The sequence below is a fragment of the Nocardioides sp. GY 10127 genome, from assembly GCF_004919085.1.
In the GTDB taxonomy this organism is placed as follows: Bacteria; Actinomycetota; Actinomycetes; order Propionibacteriales; family Nocardioidaceae; genus Nocardioides.
This window is the reverse complement of sequence record NZ_STGL01000009.1, coordinates 224,776-238,745: the sequence shown is the minus strand read 5'-3', so window position 1 is coordinate 238,745 and position 13,970 is coordinate 224,776. Positions and strand designations below refer to the sequence as shown.

At 73.1% G+C, this 13,970-nt stretch carries 14 protein-coding genes; 2 read left to right on the top strand and 12 right to left on the bottom strand.

Annotated features, from left to right (window positions below; all coding sequences use genetic code 11):
* Positions 1-30 precede the first annotated feature (30 nt).
* From E8D37_RS17780 to E8D37_RS17755, 6 genes are all read right to left on the bottom strand, one after another.
* Complete coding sequence (locus tag E8D37_RS17780; RefSeq protein WP_136571148.1) at positions 31-651, bottom strand: nuclear transport factor 2 family protein; 621 nt, start codon at positions 649-651, stop codon at positions 31-33.
* A gap of 114 nt (positions 652-765) precedes the next feature.
* Positions 766-1,545 carry a phosphate ABC transporter ATP-binding protein PstB gene (gene pstB / locus E8D37_RS17775; protein WP_136571147.1) on the bottom strand — a complete coding sequence of 260 codons (780 nt, stop codon included), beginning with the start codon at positions 1,543-1,545 and terminating at the stop codon, positions 766-768.
* A 37-nt stretch (positions 1,546-1,582) separates the two neighbouring features.
* The gene (gene pstA, locus E8D37_RS17770) at positions 1,583-2,656 is read right to left on the bottom strand and encodes a phosphate ABC transporter permease PstA (protein ID WP_240770533.1); all 1,074 of its coding nucleotides are present in this window, start codon (positions 2,654-2,656) and stop codon (positions 1,583-1,585) included.
* A 4-nt stretch (positions 2,657-2,660) separates the two neighbouring features.
* Positions 2,661-3,614, bottom strand: a complete 954-nt coding sequence (pstC, locus tag E8D37_RS17765) for a phosphate ABC transporter permease subunit PstC (RefSeq protein ID WP_240770532.1) — start codon at positions 3,612-3,614, stop codon at positions 2,661-2,663.
* Positions 3,615-3,731: 117 nt separating this feature from the next.
* Positions 3,732-4,832 (bottom strand): phosphate ABC transporter substrate-binding protein PstS, encoded by a 1,101-nt coding sequence (gene pstS, locus E8D37_RS17760; RefSeq protein ID WP_136571146.1) that lies wholly within the window; start codon positions 4,830-4,832, stop codon positions 3,732-3,734.
* A gap of 259 nt (positions 4,833-5,091) precedes the next feature.
* Positions 5,092-6,060 carry an NUDIX hydrolase gene (locus E8D37_RS17755; protein ID WP_136571145.1) on the bottom strand — a complete coding sequence of 323 codons (969 nt, stop codon included), beginning with the start codon at positions 6,058-6,060 and terminating at the stop codon, positions 5,092-5,094.
* Between the two features lie 49 nt (positions 6,061-6,109).
* Between E8D37_RS17755 and E8D37_RS17750 the strand changes: the two genes are divergently transcribed.
* Positions 6,110-7,339, top strand: a complete 1,230-nt coding sequence (locus tag E8D37_RS17750) for a hypothetical protein (RefSeq protein WP_136571144.1) — start codon at positions 6,110-6,112, stop codon at positions 7,337-7,339.
* A 48-nt stretch (positions 7,340-7,387) separates the two neighbouring features.
* Here E8D37_RS17750 and E8D37_RS17745 read toward each other — a convergent pair whose 3' ends face one another.
* The 5 genes from E8D37_RS17745 to E8D37_RS17725 form a co-directional block, all read right to left on the bottom strand.
* Entirely contained in the window at positions 7,388-9,601 is a 2,214-nt protein-coding gene (locus E8D37_RS17745; protein WP_136571143.1) for a heavy metal translocating P-type ATPase, read from the bottom strand.
* Positions 9,601-9,804 (bottom strand): cation transporter, encoded by a 204-nt coding sequence (locus tag E8D37_RS17740; protein ID WP_136571142.1) that lies wholly within the window; start codon positions 9,802-9,804, stop codon positions 9,601-9,603. The genes E8D37_RS17745 and E8D37_RS17740 overlap by 1 nt, the downstream gene beginning before the upstream one ends.
* A gap of 96 nt (positions 9,805-9,900) precedes the next feature.
* Positions 9,901-10,239, bottom strand: coding sequence for a metal-sensitive transcriptional regulator (locus E8D37_RS17735; protein WP_136571141.1), 339 nt, complete (start codon positions 10,237-10,239; stop codon positions 9,901-9,903).
* A gap of 175 nt (positions 10,240-10,414) precedes the next feature.
* The gene (locus E8D37_RS17730; RefSeq protein ID WP_136571140.1) at positions 10,415-10,597 is read right to left on the bottom strand and encodes a hypothetical protein; all 183 of its coding nucleotides are present in this window, start codon (positions 10,595-10,597) and stop codon (positions 10,415-10,417) included.
* A gap of 174 nt (positions 10,598-10,771) precedes the next feature.
* Complete coding sequence (locus E8D37_RS17725; RefSeq protein ID WP_121807198.1) at positions 10,772-10,975, bottom strand: cold-shock protein; 204 nt, start codon at positions 10,973-10,975, stop codon at positions 10,772-10,774.
* Positions 10,976-11,439: 464 nt separating this feature from the next.
* Here E8D37_RS17725 and E8D37_RS17720 point away from each other — a divergent pair, with 464 nt between their 5' ends.
* Positions 11,440-12,330, top strand: coding sequence for a LysR family transcriptional regulator (locus E8D37_RS17720; protein ID WP_136571139.1), 891 nt, complete (start codon positions 11,440-11,442; stop codon positions 12,328-12,330).
* Between the two features lie 22 nt (positions 12,331-12,352).
* Here the strand turns inward: E8D37_RS17720 and E8D37_RS17715 are convergent, their stop codons facing one another.
* Entirely contained in the window at positions 12,353-13,342 is a 990-nt protein-coding gene (locus E8D37_RS17715) for a TIGR03557 family F420-dependent LLM class oxidoreductase (protein ID WP_206055836.1), read from the bottom strand.
* Between the last annotated feature and the right edge of the window lie 628 nt (positions 13,343-13,970).

The window sequence follows — 13,970 nt, the reverse complement described above, 5'->3', positions numbered from 1 at the left end:
CGGGTCCGTTGGTCAGGGACTATCCCCGCCTCAGCCGCCAGCCAGCCACGCGTGCGCGTCGGCCCAGAAGGCGGCGACGAGGTCGGGGCGGTCGTCGCCGGGCAGGTCGGCGGGGACCTCGATGCCACGCCGGACGTTGGTGTAGGTCAGCCAGCGGTAGGACGGCCGCGCGCCGGCCAGGAGGGCGGCGTCGGTGACGGGCGCGGTGCCGGGGACGGTCGGCACCACGACGTCCTTCACGTAGACGTTGTCGAACCAGGCCATCCGCCACTCCCCGGCACGCCGCTCGTAGCCGGAGACGAACCGGCACCAGCTGACGAGGTCGCACTCGACGCCCTCCACCGGCGGGCGCAGCAGCACCTGGCCGCGGCTCTCGGTGAGGGCGCGGTCGCCGGCCACCTCCGCGCGGACCGGGTCGATCGTGTGGAAGCCCGCCACCTTCCCGGGCTTCACGGAGGCTCGCGAGGCGTCCACGAACCCCTCGACGGGGCCGTCGTACCAGGTCACCCGCACCCGCGAGCCCGGCCAGTACAGCCCGAGGAGGCCGTCGAAGTCGCCGGTGTCGCGGGCCAGCCGCTCCCGGCGGGCGAGGGCGAAGAGCAGCCGCTCGGTCTCGGCGTCGACCAGGGTGAAGGGTGCGGTGTCGGGCATGGGTGCGCTCCAGCGTCAGGCGTCACGGACGCCCCCACGCTAGGGGCGTCACGCGGCCGCGGGGAGCGTCCGGCGCCTGAGGATCAGCCGTGAATCAGGCGCCGGGGCGGCGGCTCAGCCGAAGCGACCGGAGATGTAGGACTCCGTGGCCTCGTTGTCGGGGTTGGTGAACATCTTCTTGGTCGGGTTGAACTCGACCAGGTGGCCGGGCTCGCCGGTCGCCTTGAGGTTGAAGAAGCCGGTGTCGTCGGAGACGCGGGCGGCCTGCTGCATGTTGTGGGTGACGATCACGATCGTGTAGTCGGACTTCAGCTCGTGGATGAGGTCCTCGATCGCGGCGGTCGAGATGGGGTCGAGGGCCGAGCAGGGCTCGTCCATGAGCAGCACCTGCGGCTCGACGGCGATCGCGCGGGCGATGCAGAGGCGCTGCTGCTGACCGCCGGAGAGGCCCATGCCGGGCTTGCCGAGGCGGTCCTTCACCTCGGACCACAGGTTGGCACCGCGCAGCGACTTCTCGACGAGGTCGTCGGCGTCGGACTTCTTCAGCCGCGTCGCGTTGAGGCGCTTGCCGGCCAGCACGTTCTCGTAGATCGACATCGTCGGGAACGGGTTGGGGCGCTGGAAGACCATGCCGATCTCGCGGCGCACGGCCACCGGGTCGACGTCCGCGTCGTAGAGGTCCTGGCCGTCGACCATCACCTTGCCCTCGGCGCGGGCGCCGGGGATGACCTCGTGCATGCGGTTCAGCGAGCGCAGGAAGGTCGACTTGCCGCAGCCCGACGGGCCGATGAGGGCGGTGACCGCGCGCGCCTTGATGGACATGGTCACGCCCTGCACGGCGAGGAAGTCGCCGTAGTAGATGTCGAGGTCGGAGACGTCGATGCTCTTGGCCATGAGTGGAGTGTCCTTGATTCCTGGTGAAAGGGGAGCCTCAGCGACCCGACTTGGGTGCGAAGACGCTGCCGACGACGCGGGCGAGGATGTTGAGGAGCATGACGATGACGACGAGCACGAGGGCCGCGCCCCACGCCATCGAGGTCATCTCGTCCACGTACAGGCCGGGCGCCTGGATCGAGGAGTAGATGAACACCGGCAGGGTCGTCATGCGGCCCTCGAACGGGTTGAAGTTCAGGCTGGTGGTGAGGCCGGCGGTGAGCAGCAGCGGGGCGGTCTCGCCGGCGACGCGGGCGATCGCCAGGGTCACGCCGGTGACGATGCCGGCGACGGCGGTCGGGAGGACCACCTTCACGACCGTCCGCCACTTCGGCACGCCCAGGGCGTAGGCCGCCTCGCGCAGGTCGGTGGGGACCAGCTTGAGCATCTCCTCCGAGGAGCGGACGACGGTCGGGATCATCAGCACCGAGAGCGCCACCGAGCCCGCGAAGCCCATCTTCACGCCGGGGCCGAAGAAGATCTGGAAGAGGGCGTAGGCGAAGAGACCCGCCACGATCGACGGGATGCCGGTCATGACGTCCACGAGGAACGTGATGACCCGCGAGAAGAGGTTCTTGTTGCCGTACTCGACGAGGTAGACGGCCGTCAGGACGCCGATCGGCACCGAGATCAGGGTGGCCACCGCGGTGACGATGAGCGTGCCCATCAGCGCGTGGTAGATGCCGCCGCCGGAGCCGAGGACGCCCTGCATCGAGTTCTGGAAGAACGTGGGCGTGAGGGCGCCGTAGCCCTTGCTGACCACGGTCCAGGTGAGGGAGACCAGCGGGATCATCGCCAGGCCGAAGGTGCTCCAGACGCCGACGGTGACGAGCCGGTCCTTGGCCTTGCGACCGCCCTCGACGACGCGCGACCACAGCGGCAGCACGACGATCATGGTGAGCCAGCCGAGGACGAGGGCACCGGCGACGCCGCCGCCCAGGGCCATGCCCCCGACGAGGACGCCGACCGCGACCGCGAGGACACCGACGGCCAGGGGAGCGAACCGGGGCAGGTGGCCGCTCTGGAGCGGCGCCATGTCGCTGCTGGTGGGCGCGGTGGACAGGTTGGTCACGGGGTCAGCCCTTCTTCACGCCCCGGGCGGCGATCCAGCGGCCCAGGAAGTTGACGGCGAAGGTGATCACGAACAGCACGAGGCCGGTGAAGATGAGGGTGTCGATCTTCGAGCCGGAGGCGTTGCCGAAGTTCAGCGCGATGTTCGCGGCGATGGTCGAGGAGGAGTCCCCGCCCTCGGCCGAGATGAGGTTGAAGCTCACCACGATGCTCGGGGAGAGCACGAGCGCGACGGCCATGGTCTCGCCGAGCGCGCGGCCCAGGCCGAGCAGCACCGCGGAGACGATGCCGGAGCGGCCGTAGGGGAAGACGGCGAGCCGGATCATCTCCCAGCGGGTGGCACCGAGGGCCAGGGCGGCCTCCTGGTGCATCACCGGCGTCTGGGCGAAGATCTCGCGGCAGATGGCCGTGATGATCGGCAGCGCCATCACGGCCAGCACGAGGCCGGCGGTCATCATCGTGCGACCGGAGGTCGGCACGGGGCCCGCGAAGAGCGGGATGAACGACAGGTGCGCCTCGAGCCACATGTAGACGGGCACGAGCTGCTTGGCCAGGAACTCGATGCCCCACAGGCCGTAGATCACCGAGGGGATCGCGGCGAGCAGGTCGATCGCCCAGCCGAGGCCCTTCGCGACCCGGCGCGGCGCGTAGTGGCTGATCACCAGCGCGACGCCCAGCGACAGCGGGGCCGCGAAGACGAGCGCGATCGTGGCCGCCAGCAGGGTGCCGAAGAGCAGCGGGCCGACGTAGACCCAGATGTTGTCGAAGCCGTACGCCTGGGCGCCCGTGCCGTCGAGGGCGGGCAGGCCCTGGGCGAGCAGGAACGCGGCCACGCCGGCCAGCGCCAGCAGGATCACGCTGGCGGAGGCGGTGGCGAGCCCGCGGAACACGGCATCGCCCGCCTTGCTCGTGGTGCCGAGCGGCGGCGGGATCTCGGTCTCGGGGTCAGCGATGGACACCGGGTCTCTCCTGGTCTCGTTCAGGGGCGTTCGGCGCGGGGCACGTCACCCCGCGCGGAGGGGCCTGGACCCATGCTGCCGGTCCAGGCCCCTCGCGTCACCTTCTCGGTGGGGTGATCAGGAGCCGATCTTCTCCACGATCGCCAGCGCCTTCTGCGACAGGCTGTCCGAGAGCGGCGCGGAGCCGGCCTCGGAGGCGGCCTGCTGCTGGCCGTCGGAGGAGAGGATGTACTCGGCGTAGGCCTTCACCATGGCGGCGGTGTCGGCGTCGTCGTAGGTCTGGCAGGCCAGGAAGTACGAGGTCAGCACGATCGGGTAGACGCCCGACTCCTCGGTGGTGTGGTCGAGGTCGAACACCAGCTGGGTGTCGGTGGCGACGTCGGCCTCGGAGGAGACGTCGAGGATCTTGGCGGCCGCGTCGGCGGAGGGGGCGACGAACTCGTCACCGACACCGATGTTGGCGACACCGAGGTCACCGGCCTGCGAGGCGTCCGCGTAGCCGATGGTGTAGTCCGAGCCGGACACGGTGCTGATGACGCCCGAGGTGCCGGAGGCACCCTCGCCGCCGTAGCCCTTCGGCCAGGTCTCGACGACACCGGCGTCCCACACGTCCGGGGAGACGGCGGTGAGGTAGTCGGTGAAGTTCTCGGTGGTGCCCGACTCGTCGGAGCGGTGGACGGCATTGATGCGCTCGCTCGGGAGGTCGGCGTCCGGGTTGTCGGCCTTGATGGCCGCGTCGTCCCACTGGGTGATCGCGCCGGACATGATGCCCGCGAGGGTGTCGGGCGAGAGGTTCAGGTCGTCGACGCCGGGGACGTTGTAGACGACGGCGATCGGGGAGACGTAGTCCGGGACCTCGATGGCGGCGCCGCCGCACTTCTCGTTGGCCGCGTCGAGCTCGCCGTCGTCGTTGGTCAGGTAGGCGTCGGAGCCCGCGAAGGCGTACGCGCCGGAGATGAAGCCCTCGCGGCCACCGCCCGAGCCGACCGGGTCGTAGTTGACCGTCACGTCGGGGTTGGAGGACTGGAAGCCGACGGCCCAGGCGCCCTGGGCGGCCTGCTGCGCCGACGAACCGCCGCCGTCCAGCTCACCGGAGAGGCTGGCGCTGCTGTCGCTCGAGGTGTCCGAGGACTCGTTGCCGGCCGAGCACGCGCCGGTGAGGGCGAGGGCGAGAACGGCCACACCGGGGACGATGGCGCGGCGGAAGGTGGTCTTCACTTCAGGTACTCCTGAGAAGCTCGATGGATGCTGCGTTGCGCCGTGGACGCTAAGGAGGCCAGGTGAAGCGTTCTGGGGCCCTCGGTGAACGACGGGTGAACCCGATCTGGCGATTGATCTACGCGGCAGCAAAGATCGCCAGGACGGAGGATGAACTCGCCCAGGAACGGCTTGACAATCAGCAAGCACTCAGGGAAGGCGTGACCCAGGTCACTCCCTCGCCGAAGCGGTCGCTTCAGTAGGCCTCTCAGTCGACCCCTCAGTCGACCCGGTGCACCTCGACACCCACGACCCGCACGCCCTCCGGCGGCACCGGACCACCCGGTTCCAGCGCCTCGGCCGGGCCGTCGGTGGCCCGCAGGTGGGCGACCACGAGCTCGCCCGGCGCCAGCACGACCTGGCGCAGCCCCAGCCCCTCGAGCACCCACGGGAGCACCGGCCGGTGCGAGCAGAGCAGGGTAGGACGACGGTCCGCGACCGCCTCACGGGCCGCCCGCGCGACGAGCCGCTGGACGTCGTCCCGCGTGGAGCCCTCCTCGCTCAGGCCGGCGACGGCCTCGGGGCGCAGGCTGCGCGCGGCGGCGTACGGCTCGACGGTCCGCACGCAGCGGGTCGAGGAGGACGTGACGACGCGCTGGACGTCCCAGGTCCCCAGCACCGGCACGAGCGCGTCGGCCTGGGCGGAGCCGGTGACGTGGAGGGGGCGCAGGCGGTCCTCGCCGTCCCACTCCACCCGCGGGCGCGCGGCCGCGTGCCGCAGGACGACGAGCGGGGTGGTGCGCTTGCGCCCGGGCACCGCGTCGCGCAGCAGCGCACGGTCGCGCTCGTGGGTGAGCAGCGCGGGCGCTTCGGAGCGGTGGACCCAGCGGACCTCGTCGATCTCGTTGCCGCGCCGGTAGCCGCGCACGTCGTCGTCGCCCAGCACCCGGGCCTGCCAGTAGTGCACCCGCTTGGTGCCGGCCGCCACCGGGTAGAGCTGGTCGGGCAGGCGGTCGCCGAGGCGCACGCGGACGCCGGCCTCCTCCTCGACCTCGCGCACCGCCGTGACCAGCGGGTGCTCGCCGGGGTCGACCTTGCCCTTGGGGAAGGACCAGTCGTCGTACTTGGGCCGGTGCACGAGGAGCACCTCGCCGCCCTTGCGGAAGACCACGCCGCCGGCGGCCAGCACCTCCCTGGACGAGCCGTCGCCCGCGTCACGAGTGGTGGGTCGCGGCTGCCTGCGCTCCATGACCGTAGTCTCACACCCCGAGCACCCCACCGACCCAGGAGGCCCACCCGTGAGCCCGCGGAGCCAGCCCCGCCCGTCAACGCCCCGCCCGTCGACGCCCCGCCCGTCGACGCCCAGCACGCCGCCGAGCGGCACGCCGGCGCCCACCGCGCCCGAGGGGAAGCGCCGCCGCGGCCTGCTCTCGCTGCCGCCCCCGGCGCTGGCCTTCCTGGTGCTCGTCGTGGTGGTCGGCGTCCTCGTGGCCGTCACGCAGCTCGCGCCGAAGTCGACCCCGCTCGCGCAGGCCGTGGCCCTCGCCCCGGCCGACACCCAGCGCTACTCCTTCACCGACTGGTCGGCGGTGCGCGACCGGCTCGGCGTCACCGGCACGAACAGGGCCGCGCTCAAGACCCTCCTCGACGACGGCTACGACGCCGACCTCACCTCGGAGTCCGGGCTCACCGAGGCCGCGCCGCTGCTGCTGCACTCGTTCGGCTGGTCGCCGCTGACCGCCGAGTGGGAGGTGCTGGCGCAGTCCGAGGAGGGCGTCGTCGACATCGTCCGCGTGGAGTCCGGCACCGAGGACGACGTCTACGCCGGCCTCGCCGACGACCTCGAGGCGGCCGGGTACACCGCGCCGTCCGACCGCACCCAGGGCGTCTGGGTGGGCGGGGACGACGTGCTGGCGGCCCTCGAGGACTCCACCGGGCTCGAGGGCAGCTCGCAGCTGGCGCACGTGGCGCTCGACGAGCAGGCGGGCCTCGTGCTCGCGAGCGACAACCGGGAGTACCTCGCCGACGCGCTCGACGCCGCCGACGCGGCCGCCGGCAGCGACACCCAGGGCGTGACCGACGTGGTCTCCGCGCTGGACGACGCGGGCGACCCGCTCAGCGTCTCGCTGCTCACGGGCGACCAGGCCTGCACCGAGCTCTCGATGGCGCAGGCGGACTCCTCCGACCAGGCCACCGCGGACGGCCTCGTCGCGGACGCCGGCGGGGTCGACCCGCTCACCGGCTGGGCGATGGCCACGATGGACGGCTCGGGCAGCGGCACGGACCCGACCGACGTCCTCGTCGCCATGGGCTTCACCGACTCCGACACCGCCGAGGCGAACGCCCGCAGCCGCACGACCCTGGCCTCGGGGGACGCCCCCGGCCAGGGCGGCAGCTTCACCGACCGGTTCAACGTCGAGGAGACCGCCGTGGACGACGACGTGGCCACCCTGCTGCTGAGCCCCGTCGACGGCACGTTCTTCTCCGACGTCTCCACCGGCCCCGTGCTCTTCGCGGCCTGCCGCTGAGCCGCCCGGGCGGCGGAGGCCGCCCGGGACAGGCTCAGCGGGCCCTCCTCAACGGAACGTGCGCAGCCGCAGGCTGTTGCCGACGACGCAGACGCTGGAGAGCGCCATCGCGCCGCCGGCGATCATCGGGTCGAGCAGGCCGAGCGCCGCGAGGGGCAGCGCGGCGACGTTGTAGCCGAAGGCCCAGAACAGGTTGGCGCGGATCGTGCCAAGGGTCCGGCGGGCCAGGCGCACGGCGTCCGGGACGACGGCGAGGTCCCCGCGGACGAGCACGAGGTCGCCGGCCTGCTTGGCCGCGTCCGTGCCGGTGCCCATGGCGATGCCGAGGTCGGCGGTGGCGAGCGCGGCGGCGTCGTTGACGCCGTCGCCGACCATCGCCACGCCGCTGCCGTCGGCCTGGAGCCGGCGGACGGCGTCCACCTTCTCCTCGGGCGCGACGCCGGCGACGACGTCGGTGATGCCGACCTGGAGCGCGACGGCCCGCGCGGCGGTCTCGTGGTCGCCGGTGAGCAGGACGGGGCGCAGGCCGAGCAGGCGCAGCTCGGTGACGGCCTCGGCGGCACCCTCGCGCACGGTGTCCGCGACCTCCAGCAGCCCGCGGGCCTGCCCGTCCCAGCCCGCCAGGACGGCGGTGCGGCCCTGCTCGCGCGAGGTGTCGAGCGCGGTGTGCAGGACCGGCGGGACCCGCAGGCCCTCCCGCTCGAGCAGCTCGGGGCGGCCGACGACCACCCGCCGGGCGGCGCCGTCGGGCTCGAGCACGGTGCCCACCACGCCCGCGCCGGGGCGGTCGGCGAAGTCGGTGACGCGGGCGCCGTCGACGGGACGGTCCTCCGCGATCGCGCGGGCGACGGGGTGGTCCGACGAGGACTCCAGCGCGCCCGCCAGCCGGTGCACTTCGACGGGCTCGGCGCCGGTGGCGACGACCCCGACCAGGCTCATCCGGCCGGTGGTGAGGGTGCCGGTCTTGTCGAGCGCGACCACCTGCACGGCCCGGGCCGCCTCCAGCGCCTCGGGCCCGCGGACGAGGATGCCCAGCTGGGCGCCCCGGCCGGTGCCGGCGACCAGCGCCGTGGGGGTCGCCAGGCCGAGCGCGCACGGGCACGCCACCACGAGCACGGCCACGGCCGCGGAGACGGCGGCGCCGGCGTCCCCCGTGAGGACGAGCCACGCGACGAGCGTGAGGAGCGCGAGCACGAGGACGACGGGCACGAAGACGCCCGAGACGCGGTCGGCGAGCCGCTGGGCGGCGGCCTTGCCGGTCTGCGCCTCCTCGACCATGCGGGCGAGCTGGGCGAGCCGGGTCTGCTCGCCGACCGCGGTCGCGCGGACCACCAGCCGCCCGCCCACGTTGAGGGTGCCGCCGACGACCTCGTCGCCGGGGCCGGCGTCGACGGGCACCGACTCCCCCGTCACCACCGAGGCGTCGATCGCCGAGGCGCCCTCGAGCACCACGCCGTCGGTGGGCAGCTGCTGGCCGGGGCGCACGAGCACGACGTCGCCGACGGCGAGCTCGGCGACCGGCACGGTGCGCTCCACGGCGTCCGCCGTGCTCCCCGGAGCCCCCGCCGCCCAGCCGTCGAGGAGCGTGGCCTCGCGGGCCCCGGCCTCCATCAGCGCCCGCAGCGCCGCGCCGGCGGACCGTCGGGCCCGGCGCTCCAGCCACCTGCCCGCGAGCAGGAAGGTGGTGAGCACGGCCGCGGTCTCGAGGTAGAGGTGCGCGCCCGTGACGAGCGCGGCCAGCGACCACAGGGTGGAGGCGGTGACGCCGAGGCTCACGAGGGTGTCCATGGACGTCGCGCCGTGCCGTGCACCGAGCACGGCGGCCCGGTGGAACGGCCAGGCGCCCCAGGTGACCACGGGCGCGGCCAGGGCGAGGGCCAGCCACTGCCAGCCCGGGAAGTGCAGCGGCATCGCCATCGAGACGACCACGAGCGGGACCGTGAGCACCGCGCTCACGGTGAGGCGGCGGGCCAGCGCGGCCAGCACCGGGTCACCGTCGGCGGGCTCCGCCTCCGGCTCGGGCAGCGACGCGCCGTAGCCCGCGGCCTCGACGGTGTCGAGGAGCCGCTGGAGGTCGTAGCCGACCGGCGCGGTGACGTGGGCGGTCTCGGTGGCGTAGTTGACCGTGGCCGTGACGCCCTCGAGCCTGGTCAGCTTCCGCTCGATGCGGTGCGCGCAGGACGCGCAGGTCATCCCGGTGAGGGCCAGGTCGACCTGGGCGCCGGTGACGGGCTCGACGGACGGTGTGGTGCCCGAGCCCATCAGACGAGCTGGTAGCCGGCCTCGGAGACGGCGCCGCTCACGGCGTCGCGGTCGAGGGGCTGGGCGGAGGTGATGACGAGCGTGCCGTCGTCGAGCGTGACCGCGACGTCCGTGACGCCGGGGAGCTCGGAGACCTCCTCGGTGACGGAGGCGACGCAGTGCTGGCAGGTCATGCCGGTGACGTGGAAGGTGCTGGTGGACATGGGTCCTCCTGGATCTGTGCGGAGCTTCGTTGCGCCTGGCTCAGGAGCGTGCTGATGAAAGTGCTGGTGGAACGGGGGTGCCCCCGGTCGAGGGCCTCAGGAGCGGACGAGGCGGGCGACCGCCTCGATCGCCTCGGCGACCTTCTCGCGGCCGGCCTGCTCGTCCGCGCGGGCGGCGCCGAGGACGCAGTGGTTCATGTGCTCCTCGAGCAGCCGCACCGAGACCGAGTGCAGGGCCTTCGTCATCGCGGAGACCTGCGTGAGGATGTCGATGCAGTACTGCTCCTCCTCGACCATCCGCTGGAGCCCGCGTGCCTGCCCCTCGATGCGACGCAGCCGCTTGAGGTAGTCCTCCTTGGCCTGGAGGTACCCGTGGTGGTGGTCGGGGTCGAGCTCGGGATCGAGTGCGGCGGTGTGCGCGGCGTCCTGGACCATGCTGGATAGGTTACCCCCCTACCGTATGCAGACAAGGGCGCACGCCCCCGCAGCGGCGGGACCATCGCCCCGACATGCAGTACCCCGACATGCAGTACCCCGACATGCAGCCGGCCCCGACGCGGACGCGTCGGGGCCGGTCGGGCGGCATGGGGGTCGAGCCGTGCGGAGCGGGCTACTCGCCGCCCTCGAGGCCGAGGAGCTCGTCGATCTGCTCCTGGGTGAGGTGCTCGTCGGTCTCGGACGCCGCGATGATGAGCGAGGTGGTCAGCTCCACCTCGCCCAGCAGGTCGGAGTCCTCGAGGGACACGTCGAACTGGTCCTGCACCCTGGCCTCGTTCCGCTCGCTCGTCGTCATCCCACCCAGAGTGCCCCACGTCCGGCGGCGACAAACCGCTCCTTTCGGAGGGGACTAGTCCAGGCCGCCCTCCCGACCACCCCCGCACGGGTGAGGAGGCGAAAAAGGGGACGAGGCCCCGCCCCCCGGAGGGAGCGGAGCCTCGTCGACGACCGGCGGTGAGGCCGGACGACGTCAGAGCGGGCGGACGTTCTCCGCCTGCGGGCCCTTCGGGCCCTGGGTGACGTCGAACTCGACCTTCTGGTTCTCGTCCAGGGACTTGTAGCCCTGGGTCTGGATCGCCGAGTAGTGCACGAAGACGTCGTCGCCGCCGTTCTCCTGCGCAATGAAGCCGAAACCCTTCTCGGCGTTGAACCACTTCACGGTGCCCTGAGCCATTGTGCTCACATACTCCTCTGTCGGGGCGAGAGACCGTCACCTCGACGGCCCCCGCAACACATGCGGTGACACGCCGCTCCGACTTGCTGCGTCCGGCAGGACATCCGTGCAAGCAGAAACGCCGTTGGATCACAAACTCCGCGGGCGTCGACCTGCTGGAACTTGCATCTGTTGCTGAGAGAGACACTACCGCCCGCACGCCCCGAACGCCCCTTCTCGTGCAAAGGATCGTGAGTCCGCCCGGTGAAAGGTGTGCAACAGCCCTGTGACGTGGGGGTTCTCGGGGACCACCGGCGTACACAACCGAGGCTCTGTCATCCCGGGGAGAGATCAGGGGCGAGCCGACATTCGCTCCACGCGATCAATGACGGCGTGGGAGCGGCCCCAGGGGGCCCGGACCTGCTACACCTGCGAGCCATGAGCACCCCGTCGGGCGCCTCCCACTCCCAGCCGGAGCAGGCCCCGTGGAGCTGAGGCAGCTGCGCTACTTCGTCGCGGTCGCGGACCGGCTCTCGTTCACGGGGGCCGCCCAGGAGCTGGGCGTGGCCCAGTCCGCGCTGTCCACGCAGGTCGCCCGTCTCGAGCGCGAGGTGGGCACGGCGCTGCTGCTGCGCACCTCCCGGACGGTCCGGCTCACCGAGGCCGGCGAGGCGCTGCGCGGCCGGGCCCGGCGCATCCTCGACCAGGTCGACGACGCCCGGGAGGAGCTCGCCGAGCTCGGGGACGCCCGCCGCGGGCGGCTGCGGGTCGGGCTGGCGCAGACGGCCAGCCGCACCACCGACGTCCTCGGCATCCTGGGCCGCTTCCACGCGCGGCACCCGCTGGTGGAGATCGTGACGGTCGCCGAGCCGAGCCCGGTGATGGCGGCCGCCGTCCTCGCCGGGGACCTCGACGTGGCGGTCGTGGGCGGCGGCCCGCAGGACCTGCCGCCCACCCTGGAGTCGCTGCTCCTCGTCGAGGAGGAGCAGGTGGCCGCCGTCCCGCGCGACCACCCGCTGGCGGCGCAGCGGTCCGTCACGCTGGCCGACCTGCTCGCCGCCGGGCCGCTCGTGCGGTTCCGGGGCTCCTCGCACCTGCGCCGCGAGGTCGACACCGCGCTGGCCGCGGCCGGGCTCGTGCCGGCCGCCGGCCTGGAGATGGCCCTGCTCGAGGACGTCGTCCGCTGCGTGTCGCACGGCCTCGGCGTCGGCATCGTGCCGGCGTCCACCGTGGCCCACATCGGCGACAACGCGGGGCCCCGGCCGGTGGTCGGCGTGCCCCTCGCGGACGCGGCCCCCACCCACCGGATCAGCCTCGTCGTCCACCCCGAGCACGCGAGCCCGGTGGCGCGGGCGTTCCTGCTGTCCCTGCGCTAGCGACCCCTGCGCGCTCTGCCGCTCAGCCCTGCAGCCCCTCGCGGACGCGTGCGAGGAGCGGCTCGGCCGCCTCGTCCAGGAACCGCTGCTGGGCCTCGTCACCGACCTGCACCAGCGCCACGTCGGTGAAGCCGGCGTCGGCGAACGCGACGACGGACTCGGCCAGGCGGTCGAGGTCCGGCCCGCAGGCGATGTTGTCGGCGACGTCGTCGGGGCTGACGAGCTGGGTCGCCCCGGAGAAGCCCTGGGTCGTGGGGAGGTCGGCGTTGACCGCCCACCCGCCCGCGAACCAGCGGAACTGCTCGTGGGCACGCTCGATCGCGCGCTTCTCGTCGGGGTCCCACGAGATCGGCACCTGACCGATCGCCCGGGCACCGGCGCCGATCCGGGAGACGCCCTCGACGTCGTTCCAGGCCGCCACGAGGTCGGCGTCCGGCTCGGTGGCGATCAGGTCGTCGGCGAGCGGTGCGAAGCGTCCGACCGCCTTCGGCCCGCCCGCGGCCACGCCGATCCGGAGCGGCTCCTCGGGCAGGTCCCACACCCGCGCGGCGTCCACGGCGAAGTGCTCGCCGCGGTAGGTGAGCAGCTCGCCGTCGGTGAGTCGGCGGATGATCGCGATGGCCTCCTCCAGCATCTCCTGGCGGGTCTCCACGGCGGGCCAGCCACGTCCCACGACGTGCTCGTTGAGGTTCTCGCCGGACCCAAGGCCGAGCGTGAATCGGCCCTGGGACAGCAGGCTCATCGTCGCTGCCTTCTGCGCCACCACGGCCGGGTGATAGCGCAGGGTCGGGCAGGTCACGTAGGTCATGAGCTCCACCCGCTCGGTCACCTGGGCCACCGCGCCGAGCACCGACCAGGCGTACGGGGCGTGGCCCTGCTCCGTGAGCCACGGGCTGTGGTGGTCACTGGACACCTCGAAGTCGAAGCCCGCGCGCTCGGCGTCGCGGGCGTAGCCCACGAGCTGGCGGGGGCCGGACTGCTCGGTCATGAGGGTGTAGCCGATGCGGGTCACTGCGGGTCCTCTCGCGGGGCTTCACCCCGGGTCGCTCGGGCTGTCGTGCAGGCGGTCGGTCAGGCTGTCCGGCACGAGGAAGGGCGGACGTGGCTCCGTCCGTTCCTCCACCTCGACGCTAGGCAGCCGGGCGCCGCGGGAGGCCACCCCGCCGAGCACACCCGCCCGGGCACACCCGCCCGGGCACACCCGCCCGGGCACACCCGCCCAGGCACACCCCGGTGGAGCGGCACGCGGCGCCCGGGGACCGACGGGGTGTCGTGCCAGCGCGATTGACCCCGGACACTCCGCGCATTCTCGCTGCTCAGAGCCCGTGTCCGAGGTTGTCCGAGGACGTGCGGCGCAACCCGGGCGCCACCTCTCCCGCGGCAGGGTGTCCCGTGCGCACCCGCGCCCGCTCCCGCCCGGTCAGACCAGGAAGAGGCCCGACCAGCCATGTCCCCCCGGATACCCCTCGCCAAGCCCCGCCCGCACCGCTGGTGGAACGTCCACCTCGCCACCCTGGCGGTGGTCGGGGTCGTGGCGCTGCTGCTCCTGGTCTTCTGGCTGCTCTGAGGAGGGCTCCGGGCTCCTCCGCTCTTTCGCCACAGCGGCACCACCGCCGGGGTGGGCCGCGCACGCGCGCGGA

Coding starts and splice junctions, on each gene's coding strand:
- E8D37_RS17780 (WP_136571148.1), bottom strand. CDS start 651: ATGCCCGACACCGCACCCTTCACCCTGGTCGACGCCGAGACCGAGCGG.
- pstB (WP_136571147.1), bottom strand. CDS start 1,545: ATGGCCAAGAGCATCGACGTCTCCGACCTCGACATCTACTACGGCGAC.
- E8D37_RS17755 (WP_136571145.1), bottom strand. CDS start 6,060: ATGGAGCGCAGGCAGCCGCGACCCACCACTCGTGACGCGGGCGACGGC.
- E8D37_RS17745 (WP_136571143.1), bottom strand. CDS start 9,601: ATGGGCTCGGGCACCACACCGTCCGTCGAGCCCGTCACCGGCGCCCAG.
- E8D37_RS17740 (WP_136571142.1), bottom strand. CDS start 9,804: ATGTCCACCAGCACCTTCCACGTCACCGGCATGACCTGCCAGCACTGC.
- E8D37_RS17735 (WP_136571141.1), bottom strand. CDS start 10,239: ATGGTCCAGGACGCCGCGCACACCGCCGCACTCGATCCCGAGCTCGAC.
- E8D37_RS17730 (WP_136571140.1), bottom strand. CDS start 10,597: ATGACGACGAGCGAGCGGAACGAGGCCAGGGTGCAGGACCAGTTCGAC.
- E8D37_RS17725 (WP_121807198.1), bottom strand. CDS start 10,975: ATGGCTCAGGGCACCGTGAAGTGGTTCAACGCCGAGAAGGGTTTCGGC.